Origin of the sequence: Sphingomonas profundi (genome assembly GCF_009739515.1) — a bacterium.
Classification (GTDB): domain Bacteria; phylum Pseudomonadota; class Alphaproteobacteria; order Sphingomonadales; family Sphingomonadaceae; genus Alterirhizorhabdus; species Alterirhizorhabdus profundi.
In genome coordinates, this window is the sequence record NZ_CP046535.1 from 708,062 (window position 1) to 722,454 (window position 14,393).

Sequence of the window (14,393 nt, forward strand, 5' to 3'; positions counted from 1 at the left end):
CTCCAGTTGGTCACGCAGGCCTGGCCGGCGCGCGGACGCGATCCACGGGTGTCCGGTCGGGCGACGAACATCCTCAGAGCCGCCCACGCATGCCGACATAGAGGCTGCGGCCGAGCGTGCCGTAGCGATAGGCGGTCATATACCCCTCGTCGAACAGGTTCTCGACGCGGGCGAACAGCCGCAATTGCGGGCTGACGGCGAACTCGCCGCGCAGGTCGACCAGCGTATAGCCGTCGAGGCGCTGCGCGTTGGACGCATTGTCGAAGCTGTGGCCGGACCAGCGCACGGCGGCACCCGTCGTCAGGCCGAACGGCCAGGCATAGCTGATCGAGCCGTTGGCGGTGTCGCGCGGCCGTCGCGGCAGCCACCTGCCGAAATTGGCGGCTCCGGCGGAGCTGTCCTCCGCCACCGTCCAGCTGTAGTTCCCGTCGATCGTGAACCCGTCGACGGGCCGCGCCGCCAGCTGCACCTCGACGCCGTGCGCCTCCGCGCGCGCGACGTTCTGATAGTAGCCGGAGCGGCGGATCGTCGTTCCGGGCTGGAAGCAGAGCGGCAAGGCGGCGCCCGCGCCGCAGCCGTTGAAGATGATCTGATCCGTGGCGGTCCGCCTGAAATAGGTCGCGCCGGCGCTGACGCGATCGCCGAGGATCCCCTGTTCTGCGCCCACCTCCCAGCCATGCGCCCGTTCGGGCCGGAGCGTGACGTTCCCGAACTCGGAGAACAGCTGGTAGAGGGTCGGCGCCTTGAAGCCCTCGCCGTAGCTTGCGCGGAGGATCGTGTGCGTCGGCAAGGACCAGATGCCGCCGGCGGAGAACAGGGTCCGGGCGCCGAAGCGACTATGATCGTCGCTGCGCACGCCGCCAATGAGCGTGAGGCCGCCGATCGGCCGCGCACTCAACTGCCCGTAGACGCTGGTGATGCCGGCGCTGCCGCGGGCGGGCGCCGGGACCGGCACGGCGAGCGAGGCCGGCGGCGAGACGCTGCGGAACCGGGATCTCTCCTTCTCCGCGCCGAACAGCGCCGTCAGCCCATCGACGATCGCCAGGCTGCCCTGATATTCGAGCCGCTCGTTGCGACCGGCGGCGTCGAACGTCCGGGCGCGCCTGTTTCGCGGATCGTAATTGTCGCGATCGGTATCCGTGTAGCCGTAGCCGAGGCGGTTGCGGAGGCGGCCGCCCATCAGGTCCACGTTCAGCCCCGCATAGCCGACGAACTCGCGGTTCAGGCCGAAGGCGGGGCTGTCCCCGGTCGTCGCGTCGAAATCGGTATGCCCGCGTGAGTAGTAGCCGCGCAACTCGGCCGATATCCGGTCGGTGAGCTTGACCTGCGTCCGGCCGGTCACGCTGCGATTGGTATAGCCGTCCTTCTCGCGACCGCCGGATGCCGGCGCGATGGCGGAGATGCCGTCGGTCGTGAACGTCTGGCCGCCGAGCCGCCACGTGAGCGGACCCGATTTGCCGCCAACCGCCGCGCGCGCGCTCACGGTCTGGCGGGAACCGGCCTCGACGTCGAAGCTGCCCTCCAGTGCTTTCTGCGGCAGCGCGGAGACGATGTTCACGACGCCGCCGATCGCCTGGCTGCCCCAGAGCGTCGACTGCGGGCCACGCAGCACTTCGATCCGGGATGCATCGCCGACCAGGAGGTTGGCGAAGTTGTAGCCGCCGCCGGCCGAGGAGGGATCGTTGAGCTTGACCCCATCGATGACCACGACGGTCTGGTCGGCCTCCGCGCCGCGGATGCGCAGCGAGGTCGCCGTGCCGTAGCCGCCGTTGCGGGAGAGGCTGACGCCCGGCGTGCGCAGCAGCAGATCGGCGACGCCGATATCCTGCGTGCGGTCGATGGCCGCCTTGTCGAGCACCGTGACCGATGCGGGCACCTGATCCGCCGGCGTGGCGACGCGGGTCGCCGTGACGATGATCGCACTCGCGGCGGCGTCGGCGGCCGCATCCGGCGGTGGCGCGGCCTGCGGTGCCTCCTCCGCATGGGCGGCGGCCGAGAGCAGGAGGGAAAACAGGCTGGCGAACTTCCACATCGAACGGGCACCCACGACAAAGGGCCGCGTCCGGGGCTGGGTCGATGCATTCGCACGCACGACACAGGCCCGCGAAAATCGCGGCCACGCCTGTCGTCGCTCGGGTTCACCCCCGTTCGCTCGGCACACCCTGTCCGCGCGAAGGACGACCGCGACGGGCAGGTCTCCTGGCTCGCGGGTCAGTGCCGGTTCGGACCGCCTTCTCAGGATCTCTCGATCCCAATGGCATGTGGCCCGATGGCTCGCCGCTCACAGTTGCAGGGGCAGCCGGGGTCTTGAACCCCGTTCCCGTTTTCATCCCCCCCTAGGGGGAACCTGTCGCAAGCGGGGCGATAGGGCAGCGGTGGAGAAGCGTCAATCGGAACCGCCGGGCGGCCCGCCGGGGGCGTGCCCGCGCTTGTGCCGGGGAATCGCGTCGATAAAGGTGCCGGGATGGCGCGACGAACCCGGAAACTGACGACGGCCGGCCTGTCGATGGCGGTAGTCTCTGCGCTCGCCGGAAGCGCGCTCGCCGGCGCCCCACTTCCGCCCGCGCACCGCGCTGCCGCGCCGAAGCGGATCGTCTCGCTGAACCTGTGCGCCGACCAGTATCTGCTCGCTCTCGCCGATCGGTCGCAGATCGCCGGCCTCACCCGGAACGCGACCAGCACGGAGATGTCCGCCGCGGCGGCGCAGGCGCGCGGCCTTCCCATCCTCAGGGGATCGGCCGAGGAAGTCCTCGCGATCGATCCCGACCTGATCGTCGGCGTGCCGGCGCGGCGCAGCGGCATGATGGCGGCGCTCTCGCGCGAGCATTACGCGATGGTCGATCTGAAGCCCGCGAGCACCTATGCCGACATCGTCGCGCAGATCCGCGCGGTCGCCGGCGCGATCGGCCATCCTCGCCGCGGCGAGGCGCTGATCGCGCGCATGGACCGCGCTCTCGCAACCCTGCCGCGTCCACACCGGGCCGGCGTCGCCGCTTACTACCAGCGGCGCGGCTATCTCACCGGCACGGGCACCCTGATCGACGAGCTGATGGTGCGGGTGGGGCTTGCGAACCTCGCCGGCAAGCTGGACAAGCCGGCCCTCTCGCAGCTCACGCTGGAGGAGCTGATGGTGGCACAGCCCGACTACCTCATCGTCGAGAGCGCGTCCGATCGCGTGGTCGATCAGGGCACCGAGATGCTGCACCATCCGCTGCTGAGGAATATCAGGCGCCTGCATATACCCCAGGCGTGGACCGTCTGCGGCGGCCCCGCTTATGTCGATGCGGCGCGCAGCCTCGCACGGCAGATCGCGGATGCGGGGGCGTGCGCCCCCGCGCCGGGCGGCCGCGTCAATATTCGATGCCCGGCTGCGCCTTGACGCCCTGTTCGCGGAACGGATGCCTGACGAGCGTCATCTCGGTGACGAGGTCGGCGGCCGCGATCAGCGCGTCCGGCGCATTGCGGCCGGTGACGATGACGTGCGTCATCTCGGGCCTGGCCTTCAGCACCTCAAGCACCTCGTCGAGCGGCAGATAGTCGTAGCGCAGCACGATGTTCAGCTCGTCCGCCAGCACCATGTCGTAGGCCGGGTCGGCGATCATGCGCCGCACCTCGTCCCACGCCCTTCTGGCCGATGCGATGTCCTGCGCGCGATCCTGCGTGTCCCACGTGAAGCCGTCGCCCATCGGAAGGAACTCGACCTGCTCCGGGAAGCGGGCGAAGACCGCCTTCTCGCCGGTCTCCATCGCGCCCTTGACGAACTGGACGACGCCCACCTTCCGGCCGTGGCCGATCGCACGCACCACCATGCCGAGTGCAGCGGTCGTCTTGCCCTTGCCCTTGCCGGTGTGGACGACGAGAAGGCCCTTCTCCACTGTCTTGCCGGCGACGATCCGGTCGTGGGCCGCCTGCTTCCTCTTCATCTTCTCGGCATGCTGCTCGTCGGTTCGCCCGGCCATCGTCATCCTCCCGCAAGCTCGGCGAGCAGGATGCCCGCGCTGTTCGATCTGGGCCGCCACAATCCGCGCTCCAGCGCCTCGGCCAGCCGCGCCGCAGTCTCGCGCAGGGCCGCCGGATTGGCCTCGGCCATGAAGGCGCGCACCGCCTCATCCTCGATGAAGGCGGCATGGACGGCGTCGAAATGATGATCCCGCACCGCGTGCGTCGTCGCGGCGAAGGCGAACAGATAGTCGACCGAGGCCGCGATCTCGAACGCGCCCTTGTAGCCGTGCCGCATCACGCCCGCGATCCACTTGGGATTGGTGACGCGGGCGCGCACGACGCGGCCGATCTCATCCTCCAACGTCCGGATCACGGGCCGTTCGGGGCGGCTGTGGTCGTTATGGTAGGCGCGCGGCCGCTTGCCGGAAAGATGCTCGACCGCCGCCGCGATGCCGCCCTCGAACTGGTAGTAGTCGTCGCTGTCGAGCAGGTCGTGCTCGCGATTGTCCTGGTTCTGGATCACGGCATCGGCCTGGACGAGCCGCGTGGCGAAGAGATCGCGCTCGGCATCGCCCTCCACGCCGGCGCCGTAGGCGTAGCTGCTCCAATCGAGATAGACGTCGGCCAGATCCGCGCGATCGTGCCAGATCCTCTCGTCGATCATCGCCTGCAGGCCGGCGCCATAGGCGCCCGGCTTCGATCCGAAGACGCGGAACCCGGCACGAAGGGCCGCCGCCTTCGCCTCGCCGCCGGCCTCGATCAATCGTGCGGTCTCGGCGCGGTGGCGTGCCGCGGCGGGATTGTCCTCCGCCGGCTCGTCCAGCGCCATCACCGCCCGTGCCGCCGAGTCGAGCAGGTCGATCTGTTCGGGAAAGGCATCGCGGAAGAAGCCCGAGACGCGGAACGTGACGTCGACGCGCGGATGGCCGACCTCCGCGACCTTCATGATCTCGAAGCCGATCACGCGGCCCGAGGTCCAGTCCCAGCGCGGCCTTACGCCCATCAGGGCGAGCGCCTGGGCGATATCGTCGCCGCCGGTGCGCATGTTGGCCGTACCCCAGGCGGACAGCGCCATCGCCTGCGGATAGCTCCCCTCGCGCTGAAGATAATCGTCCACCAGCAGTCGCGCGGAGCGCCGGCCAAGCTCCCACGCGGTGGCGGTCGGCACCGAACGCGTGTCGACCGAGTAGAAATTGCGCCTGGTCGGCAGTACGTCCGGCCGCCCGCGCGTCGGCGCACCGGAGGGGCCGGGAAGCACGAAGCGGCCGTCGAGCCCTGCCAGCAGCGCCGCCTTCTCCGCCGCGCCGCATTCATCGACGCGATGGGCAAGGTCGCCCAGCACCGATCGCATCACCGCGGCGGAGGCCGGCCCCGGCGCCGCGCCGCCCTCGACGAGCGCCGCCGCCAGCAGTTCCAGCCGCTCGATCGTGTCGCCGTGCGTGCGCCAGGGGTCGTCCGACACCGTCGCGAGCCGATCGGGCCGGGCGCCCGTCCAGGCGTCGCCCATCCTGCAGTCCAGCGGATCGAAGCCGAGCGCGAGATCGTCGGCCAGCGCGCGGAGCAGGGATGCCTGGCCGGCATCGTCATAGCCGCGCGGGGTGCGGGAGAGGGCGATCAGCAGATCGGCGCGAAGCCGCCCGGTCGGCGAGCGGGTGAAGACATGCAGCCCGTCACGGATCTGCATCTCCTTCAGCTCGCACAGATAATTGTCGAGCGCCGCCAGCGCGTCGTCACCGTCGCCGATCGCGCCGGCATCCGCATCTAGGCCCTGGGACCGGGCGAGATCGAGGATTTCGGCCTTCAGATGACTGATCCGGCGCGGATCCATGCCGGCGGCGAGATAATATTCGTCGACCAGCGCCTCCAGCGCCTTCAGCGGCCCGTAGCTCTCGGCGCGGGTCAGCGGCGGCGTCAGATGATCGATGATGGCCGCGCCGATGCGGCGCTTGGCCTGCGTCCCCTCGCCCGGATCGTTGACGATGAAGGGGTAGAGCTGCGGCACCGGGCCGGCGCAAACCTCCGGAAAGCAGGTGGCCGACAACGCCAGCGCCTTGCCGGGAAGCCATTCCAGATTGCCGTGCTTGCCGACATGGACGACCGCGTGCGCGCCAAAATCGCGGTTCAGCCAGACGTGGAAGGCGAGGTAATGATGCGGCGGCACCAGCGCCGGATCGTGATACGTCGTCTTCGGATCGACATCGTAGCCGCGGGCGGGCTGCACCGCGACCACCACATTGCCGAAGCGATGGGCGGGCAGGTGGAACGCACCGTCGCGGACGAACGGATCGTCCTCCGGCGCGCCCCATCGCGTCGTGATCGCTTCCCGCGTCTTCGCGGGCAGGGTTGCGAACGCCTCCCCGTAACGCTCCAGCGTGACGTGGATCTCGCGCGGGCGATCCACCGAGCATCGCGCATTGGTGATGCCCGCCAGCATGATCGCCATCAGTGCCGCCCCGTCCTCCGGCGCGCCGCCGGCATCGTAGCCCGCCTGACGCAGCGCCGCGAGGATGGCGGCCGCGCTGGCAGGCGTATCGAGGCCGACGCCGTTGCCCACCCGCCCGTCACGGTTGGGATAATTGGCCAGCACCAGCGCCACCCGGCGCTCGCGGGCAATCGTTCGCCGCAGCGTCGCCCAGTTGGCGGCGAGATCGGCGACGAAGGCGACGCGATCCGGCGCGACGCGCGGCACGACGATGCCGCACTGCGTCCGCGCATCGAAGCGTTCGGCCGCCTTGAAGGCGACGGCGCGGGTGAAGAGACGCCCGTCGACCTCCGGCAGCGCGACGTTCATCGCCAGGTCGCGCGGGCCGAGACCCCGCGGGCTCGCGGCCCAGCCGGCCTGGTCGACGCCGGCGAACACCGTCTGGAGGATCGGGCAGTCGGCCTCTTCGAGAATCGCGGGAGCGCGCTTCTCGCCGGGGGAGGAGGCGGCGAAGGACGTCGCGTTCAGTATGACGTCCGGCCGGGTCGAGGCGATCACTTCCCGCAGCCAGTCGATCGCGAAGGGCTCGCGCAGCGCCCGGACATGGACGACCACGACGTTCAGCCCCCGCTCCGCCAGCGCGGCGACGAGCGCGTCCACGGCATCCAGCGTCCCCGCCATCATCAGCGCGCGGTAGAAGCACAGCAGCGCCACGGGGCGCCCCGTGATCCAGCCCGCCCTCACGTCGTCGAGCGTGGGACGCTCGCTGCCGGCCAGGTAGAGGCCGGCATCGGCGACCGGGATCGGATCGTCAGGCGTGCCGATGTCCGCGCCGATCAGGCGCGCCGCGTGGCGCAGAAAGCCGATCGCGTTGGCGACGCCGCCCTGCCGCAGATAGTCGCGCAGGCGCTCGCCCGTCGCGCGGGGAATTGTGGAGGCGGCATCGAGCGAGAGATCGGGCTCCCGCCCGTCGGCGATGGCGGCGAAGGCGATGCCCTGCTCGCGCGAGACGCGGGCGATCTCGTCGACGCCATAGGGCCAGTAGGCCTTGCCGCCCAGCAGCACCACGCAGACGAAGCGCGCACGGGCGATCACCTTCTCGACATACAGGTCGACGGAGTAGGGGTGCTTCAGTTGCAGCAGATTGACGAGGCGGATCGAGGGTGCGCGCCCGCCCAGTTCGTCTTCCAGTTCCGCCGCCGCCTTCGCGAAGCAGGCGAGTTCGCTGTCGGCCACCGTCAGGAACACGATCTCGCCCGGCGACTGATCGAGGTCGATCGCCTCGTCGCCGTTCGAGACCGTGCCCGGGCTGGCGGCCAGGAGATGCATCAGGTGAGCGCGGCGGCGAGGGCCGCTTCGATCGCGGGCCGATCGAGACCCTTCTGGCCGATCACCACAAGCTGCGAGAGGCGGGCCTCCTCCGCCTGCCAGGCGCGATCGTAATGATGCTGGATGCGCGGCCCGACCGCCTGGAGCACGAGGCGGGCCGATCGCCCGGAGACGGCGATCAACCCCTTGATCCGCAGGATGTCGTGGGATCCGATCAGCGGCGCCAGCGCCGCGATCAGCGGCTCGATGCTGGCGATCTCGCCGGCCTTGACGACGAAGCTGTCGAAATCGTCGTGATCGTGGTCGGGCTCCGCATCGTGGTGCGAAGGCCGTGCCGCCAGATCGTCCTCGGCGCCGGCGAACAGGCCGAGCAGGACGCCGGCATCGACCGCGCCATGGGCCGCCCGCACGATCTTCACCCCGCCGCGCGTTTCGCCCGCGATATCGCTCTCGATCCGGGCGAGCGCATCGCCGTCGACGAGATCGGATTTGTTGAGGATGACGAGATCGGCGCAGGCAAGCTGATCCTCGTACAGCTCCTCGAGCGGGCTGTCGTGATCGAGCGAGGGATCGGCGGCGCGCGCCAGGGCCAGCGCCGCCTCGTCGGTGGCGAAGCGGCCTGCCGCTACGGCATCGGCATCGATCAGCGCCACGACGCCATCCACGGTCGCACGGGTGCGGATACCGGGCCACTGGAACGCCTTCACCAGCGGCTTGGGCAGCGCGAGGCCGGAGGTTTCGATGATGATGTGCTCGGGCGGATTGGGCCGGTCCAGAAGCTTCTGCATCGTGGGCAGGAAGTCGTCCGCGACGGTGCAGCAGATGCATCCGTTGGCCAGCTCGACGATATCGTCCTCTGGGCAGGCCTCGTCGTTGCAGCCGCGCAGCAGTTCGCCGTCCACGCCGACATCGCCGAACTCGTTGACGATCAGGGCGAGCCTGCGACCCTTGGCGTTCTGCAACAGGTGCCGGATCAGCGTGGTCTTGCCCGCTCCCAGGAACCCGGTGACGACGGTGGTCGGGATCTTGCTCACGCTTCTTCTCCTTCTTCGCTTTCCACCGGCGCGCGGTCGTGCAGGATCCGCCAGGGTTTCACGCGCCCGTCGCCGGCGGCCGCCAGCCGGCGCAGCAGGATGCGCGCCCTGGTCCGCCCGCGTCGGGTCGCCGGCCATCCGGCAAGCTCCGGGGCGGCGCGGCGCCGCAGCGCGTCGAGTAGGCCCGCATCCACCGCCGCATCGTCGGCCAAGCCGTAGCGTGCGAGCATTGGCGCGAAGGCGCGATCGGTCGCCGGATCATAGGGCTGCTTCTCGCCCAGCGGCGTGCGCCAGGGCGAGCGGGGATGCATCGAGAGCGCGGATTGCAGATCGTCGGGGATCGGCACGTTGGCCGAGTGCGGCCTGTCCGTGCCGATCAGCTTCGGCAGAAGGTGGGTGTGCGGCCCTGCGGGAGACTTGCCGCCCGGCGGCGGGATCGGCTGGAACACCTCTATGCGCCCGGCCGGGGAAAGGAGCACGCGGTGCGGCTGGGCGCGCAGCACCTCGCCCATCAGCGCGGGAACGGAGAGAAGCGGCACGCCTTCCGCCGCGATCATCGCCTCGGCCAGAGCCCGATCGGCGGTGCGCAGGCACATGCCGACCGCGCCCGATCCCACGCCGAGATCGAACAGCATGGCATCCCGATCGCTCTCGCGGATGGCGTCCCGATCGGCACCCAGACGGCGGATCGTCCGCCCGGCCGTCGCGGGCCGTGGGATGCAGAAGGCGAGGGTGTGGCTCCAGCCCTCGCCATCGGCGGCAAGCCCGTCCCAAGCGATCGGCCGCAGGGGCTCTACCGTCGAAATCCGCATCGCGCCGCGTGCCGTCGTGGTCTCGATGCGGCGGTCGCTCTCCTCGATGCTTGCGGGCTCGTCGGCGTCGCGGACGAACTCGCCGATCGCGCCGAAGCTGCCGATGCTCCAGCCATTGGCGGGATCCCGGACGAGGGTTCCGAGCAACTCCAGGCTCGCTGGCTCCATGACATGTCCCATCAGTCGGTGAACCGTATCGAGGCGCCGTCCTCGTCCCGTCGGATGCGGATCGTGACGTCGTAGAGCGAGCCGAGCAGGGCCTCGGTCATCACCTCGCTCGTCGAGCCACAGGCGCGGACGCGACCATCCCGCAGCGCCACCACGTCGTCGGCGAAGCGCAACGCGAGATCGAGATCGTGGATCGCCACGACGATCGTGCGCCCGGCATCCGCCCGCGCGCGCAGGCGGCGCATCGCATCCAGCGCGTGACGCGGATCGAGATCGGCGGTCGGTTCGTCGACGATCAGCAGCTCGGGATCGCCGACGATGGCGCGGGCGAGAAGGGCCCGCGCCCGTTCACCCCCGGACAGGCTGGTCGCCTGGCGAAGCCGCAACGCACCCAGGTCGCACGCCGCCAGCGCCTCCTCGATCGCCGGTTGCAGCGCATCCGGCAGCTCGCCGAAGGCCGGCAGCGACGGCGTCAGGCCGAGCGCGACGACGCGCTCCACGGTGATGGGCCACTCGACGTTGGATCGCTGCGGCAGATAGGCACGCCGGCGCGCCAGCGAGCGGCGCCCGAGCGAGGTCAGCGCCGTGCCGCCCAAGGTCACGGCCCCGGACTTGGGCTTGAGCAGACCGGCGGCGACATCGAGCAGCGTGCTCTTGCCCGCGCCGTTCGGGCCGATCACGGCCGTGAGGCGGCCGGGCGCGAAGCGTGCGTCGATCGCCGTCAGGATCGTGCGGCCGGCGCGCGCGGCGGTGACGTTCCGCAGGACCAGTTCGCTCATGGCGTGCGCTTCCGGACGTGGAGGACGAGCCAGAGGAAGAAGGGCGCGCCGATCATGCTGGTGAACACGCCCAGGTTGAGCGGCATGCCGCCGAGCACGATCGTGCGGGTCGCGATGTCGGCCAGCGTGACCAGGATCGCTCCCGTCAGCGCGGCGGGCAGCAGGATGCGGCCGGGTTGATGGCCGACCAGCGGGCGCATCAGATGGGGTGCGACAAGGCCGACGAAGCCGACGATGCCGGCTACCGCCGTGGCGGCGCCGACGCCCAGCGCCGTGCCCAGCAGGGCGAGCAGGCGGGTCTGCGCGACGTTGATGCCGAGGCTCTCCGCCTGCGCCTCCCCGAGCGCCAGGGCGTCGAGGGATCGCCGCGTCAGGAACAGGAGCGCGCCGCCGGCGGCCATGAACGGGGCCGTCAGCTTCACATGATCCCAGCTGCGGTCCACCAGCGAGCCCATCAGCCAGGTCATGATCTCGTAGGCGGCATAGGGATTGGGTGCCAGGTTGAGCGCGAGGACGACGCCGGCGCCCGCGATTGAGCTGAGCGCCGACCCTGCCAGGATCAGCGACAAGGTGCCTCCTCCGCGCGAGAGGATGAGCGCGACGGCGGCGGTCACGAACGCGCCGGCCAGCCCGAACAGCGGCGTCGCCAAGGTGAAGCCGGCGGCGAAACCGAAGTAGATCGCGATCACCGCGCCGAAGGATGCGCCCGCCGAGATGCCGAGCAGCCCCGGCTCGGCCAGCGGATTGCGCAGCAGGCCCTGCAGGCAGGCGCCGGTGAGGCCCAGCATGCCGCCGATCATCATGCCGAGGATGACGCGCGGCATGCGGATCTCGGTAACGATGAGCCCGGCGACCGACGGGCGGTCGCCGAAGACGGCGGCAAGCGCCTCTCCGGGCCGCAGCCAGACGGTGCCCGCCAGCAGCGACATCGCTGCGGCCGCGATCAGCAGCATGGCCAGGAGCGGCACGAGCCAGCGCTGCGGGCGCCCGGTCATCGGCGCCCCGCCGGCGCGAAGGGCAGGGGCGCGTGGATCTGCCTGGCCGCGTCGCGCAACTCCTGCCGCAGCCTGGCGATGGCCTTGCCGATCATCGGCGTGCCGCAGACATAATAGGCCTGCCGGATGGTCAGCGTCCGGGCGCCGTCCCAGTAGCGCCGGACCACCGGGTGGCGGTCCAGATTGTCGTGCATCCCCGGCGCGCGGCCCACGCCCGCGCCCTTGACCAGCAGGGCAGGCGCGGACAGCAGCAGGACCTCGGTATCGGGCTTCCCGTAACCGGACGCGGGCGGCTGGTTCGCCACGTTCACCGCGCCGGCCGCGCCCAGCACCGCATCGAACAGCGAGCCTTTCGTCGCGCTGAAGCCCGCCCCGTCCCACGCGGCGACACGAAGGGGCGGACCCGGATTGCGCGCAAGCTCCGCGAGATCGCGATCCATCCCCGCGATCAGCGCCTCGCCGCGCCTTTCCTCGCCGACGGCGGCGGCGATCTGGCGCGTGGCCGTGCGGATCGCCGCGAAGCTGCCGGTGTGATCGACCTCGATCATCGGATAACGCAGCCGCCGGAGGAGTCCGCGGGTCGCCGGCGTCGTGAAGCTGCCGGTAATGACCAGGTCCGGCTCCTGTCGGACCACCTCCTCGGCCAAACCGTGGTTGATGCCGACGCGGAGCGCCTGCCGGTACATCAGCGAGCCGCCGGCATCGCGGGCGAGCCACGTGACCGAGGCGATGCGCGCGGGCGGCAGCAGCGCCAGGACGATCTGATCGGTGCACTGGTTCATCGACATCACGCGCATCGGCCGGGCCGTCGCGGCCGCGCGGGCCGCGCCGCCGATCGGGATCGGCAGCGCGGTTGCGATCAGTCCGGCAAGGAGGACCGACGCGCGCATCAGAGGCGGACGCGCACGCCGCCATAGGCCGCGCGGCCCGGCGTTGCGAAGGTGAAGACCTCCTGATAATCCCTGTCGAACAGGTTCTCCACCCGACCGAACAGCTGGAGGGTCCGGCTGATGTCGTACGTCGCGTTGAGGTTCACCAGGGTGAAAGCTCTCAGGTCGACCAGCAGGCGCTGAAATCTCGAGTTGAACGCATAGTCGCGCTGCCTGCCATTGTACCGCACCGTCAGCGTCGCGGTGAACGGCGTGGCTTCAGGCGCGTAGCTCAGGTTGAAGCTGGCTATGCTCCTCGGACGCCGCACGGCCTGCGTCTCGACCGGAACGGCGGCCTGGAAGCCGCCGCCCGCCGGCGCGGGCGCGACGAGCGCCGCGACGACCTGCGGAGCCTTGAGGTAGGTGTAGCTGGCGTCGACCCGCCAGTCGCCGATCCGCGCGTTGGCATACGCCTCTACCCCTCGCTGCCTGGCGACCACGTCGTTGTTGATGCTGGTCGAGATGAACTGCCCGTTCGCGACCGTCCCGACCGTCTGGATCTGATCGAAGAAGCGGCTGCGGAAATAGGTCGCGCCGAACCGCAGGCCGCCATCCAGCAGCGACTGCTCGACGCCGGCCTCCCAGCCGCGCGACCGCTCCGGGCTTAGGGCGGGGTTGCCGATATACTGGCCGGTGGAATAGCCGAACAGCTCGCCCATCGTCGGCGCCTTCACGCCGTTGCCATAGGCGGCGTGGACCCGCGTGCCGGTGTCGAACAGGTAGCTTCCGTTGACGCGAACCGTGGTCGCGTCGCCGAACCGGTCATTGTCGTCGATCCGCGCCGATGCGCCGAGCGCGAGGCGATCGTCGACCGTCACATCATATTGGGCGACGAAGCCGATCGTATCGATGCGGTTGGTGCCGGTGAAGGCGAAGCCGCTCGGATCGATGTTGCGCGATTCCTCGCGTTCGGCGTCCACCGCGAAGGTGAAGCGGTTCCTCACCCGCTCGCTGCCGAAGCGCACCGTATTCTCGAAAGAGCCGCGATAGCGGCGCCCGCGATCGCCATAGCTGTAGCCGGACGCGTCGTAGGCGTCGCGGTTGGCATCGGTGATCTGGCCCGACAACGCCGTCGTGAGGGCATCGTCGAACAGGTTGAGTTCGGCGCGCACCAGCCCGTAGAGCGCCTTGTTGCGGTAGTCGGAGCCCGGCGTGTCGATCACCGTCTGCACCGGATAGCCGAGCACCCGCGGCGAGGACGCGTCGATGCCCTGGTCGTTGAGATCGGCTTTCGTGTAGCTGTAGCGGGCGACGGCGGTGATCTTGAGGTTGGGCGCCGGCGACCAGTTCAGCTTGGCCGATGTTCCGAGATTGTCGGAACCCAGGTCGCGGCTTCCGGCCGGTGCGGTGGCGTAGCCATCGGTCGTCAGATAGGTGCCGGACACGGCATAGTCGAGATCGTCGCCGACCGTTCCGGCAACCCGGCCTGCCGTCGAGAAGGTGCCGAAGGAGCCGCCTTCCGCCCGCGCGGTGATGCCGGGCGCCTCGCGCCCCGACAGGGTGGTGTAGGTGATGACGCCGCCGATCGCGTCGGAGCCGTAGAGCGAGCTCTGCTGCCCGCGCAGCACCTCGACGCGGGCATTCTCGTCGGCGATCAGGTTCCCGAAGTCATATTCGCCATAATAGGGATCGCTGGCCTTGATGCCGTCGATGAAGACGAGGACGTGATTGCCCTCAGAGCCGCGGATGCGGATCTGGGTGAGGCCGCCGACCGCGCCGGTGCGGTTGACCGCCACGCCCGGCACGTCGCGCAGGATGTCCGACAGAATGCGGGTCTGCCGGCTCTCCAGCGCCTGGCTGTCGAGGACCGTGACGGACGATCCGATGAGGTTGGCGGGAACGGCGTCGCCGGATCGCGACGCGGTCACGACGATCGTGTCGTCGGCCGCGCCGGTATCGCCCGTGGCGGCGGCCGATTGAGCAAACGCCGGCGTTGCCGCCAGAAGTGCGGTGAGGGAAACGAAAATCCTGATCATCGAACAG

10 protein-coding genes and 1 riboswitch are annotated in these 14,393 nt (G+C 70.1%); of the genes, 1 reads left to right on the top strand and 9 read right to left on the bottom strand.

From position 1 onward, the window contains the following. Positions 1 to 73: 73 nt before the first annotated feature. The gene (locus tag GNT64_RS03265) at positions 74 to 2,032 is read right to left on the bottom strand and encodes a TonB-dependent receptor plug domain-containing protein (RefSeq protein ID WP_156678207.1); all 1,959 of its coding nucleotides are present in this window, start codon (positions 2,030 to 2,032) and stop codon (positions 74 to 76) included. Between the two features lie 140 nt (positions 2,033 to 2,172). Next, positions 2,173 to 2,366, bottom strand: a riboswitch (cobalamin riboswitch). Between the two features lie 140 nt (positions 2,367 to 2,506). On the opposite strand from GNT64_RS03265, the gene GNT64_RS03270 reads away from it, so the two are divergent. Beyond that, positions 2,507 to 3,379, top strand: a complete 873-nt coding sequence (locus tag GNT64_RS03270) for an ABC transporter substrate-binding protein (RefSeq protein ID WP_156678208.1) — start codon at positions 2,507 to 2,509, stop codon at positions 3,377 to 3,379. Here GNT64_RS03270 and cobO read toward each other — a convergent pair. Genes cobO through GNT64_RS03305 form a run of 8 tightly spaced genes read right to left on the bottom strand, consistent with a single transcriptional unit; the run spans position 3,351 to position 14,386 of the window. Further along, positions 3,351 to 3,959, bottom strand: coding sequence for a cob(I)yrinic acid a,c-diamide adenosyltransferase (gene cobO / locus GNT64_RS03275; RefSeq protein ID WP_156678209.1), 609 nt, complete (start codon positions 3,957 to 3,959; stop codon positions 3,351 to 3,353). The genes GNT64_RS03270 and cobO overlap by 29 nt on opposite strands. Before the next feature lie 2 nt (positions 3,960 to 3,961). Then, positions 3,962 to 7,693, bottom strand: coding sequence for a cobaltochelatase subunit CobN (gene cobN / locus GNT64_RS03280; protein WP_156678210.1), 3,732 nt, complete (start codon positions 7,691 to 7,693; stop codon positions 3,962 to 3,964). Continuing rightward, entirely contained in the window at positions 7,693 to 8,727 is a 1,035-nt protein-coding gene (gene cobW / locus GNT64_RS03285) for a cobalamin biosynthesis protein CobW (protein WP_197277375.1), read from the bottom strand. The genes cobN and cobW overlap by 1 nt, the downstream gene beginning before the upstream one ends. Beyond that, a complete protein-coding gene (locus GNT64_RS21495) occupies positions 8,724 to 9,707 on the bottom strand; it encodes a DUF6925 family protein (protein WP_197277268.1) in 984 nt (327 codons plus the stop codon). The genes cobW and GNT64_RS21495 overlap by 4 nt, the downstream gene beginning before the upstream one ends. An 11-nt stretch (positions 9,708 to 9,718) precedes the next feature. Next, positions 9,719 to 10,486 carry an ABC transporter ATP-binding protein gene (locus GNT64_RS03290; RefSeq protein WP_156678212.1) on the bottom strand — a complete coding sequence of 256 codons (768 nt, stop codon included), beginning with the start codon at positions 10,484 to 10,486 and terminating at the stop codon, positions 9,719 to 9,721. Then, entirely contained in the window at positions 10,483 to 11,481 is a 999-nt protein-coding gene (locus tag GNT64_RS03295; RefSeq protein WP_156678213.1) for a FecCD family ABC transporter permease, read from the bottom strand. Before GNT64_RS03295 ends, GNT64_RS03290 begins: the two co-directional genes overlap by 4 nt. Next, entirely contained in the window at positions 11,478 to 12,371 is an 894-nt protein-coding gene (locus tag GNT64_RS03300) for an ABC transporter substrate-binding protein (protein ID WP_156678214.1), read from the bottom strand. Before GNT64_RS03300 ends, GNT64_RS03295 begins: the two co-directional genes overlap by 4 nt. Next, positions 12,371 to 14,386, bottom strand: coding sequence for a TonB-dependent receptor (locus tag GNT64_RS03305; protein WP_231639224.1), 2,016 nt, complete (start codon positions 14,384 to 14,386; stop codon positions 12,371 to 12,373). The genes GNT64_RS03300 and GNT64_RS03305 overlap by 1 nt, the downstream gene beginning before the upstream one ends. Positions 14,387 to 14,393: the final 7 nt, after the last annotated feature.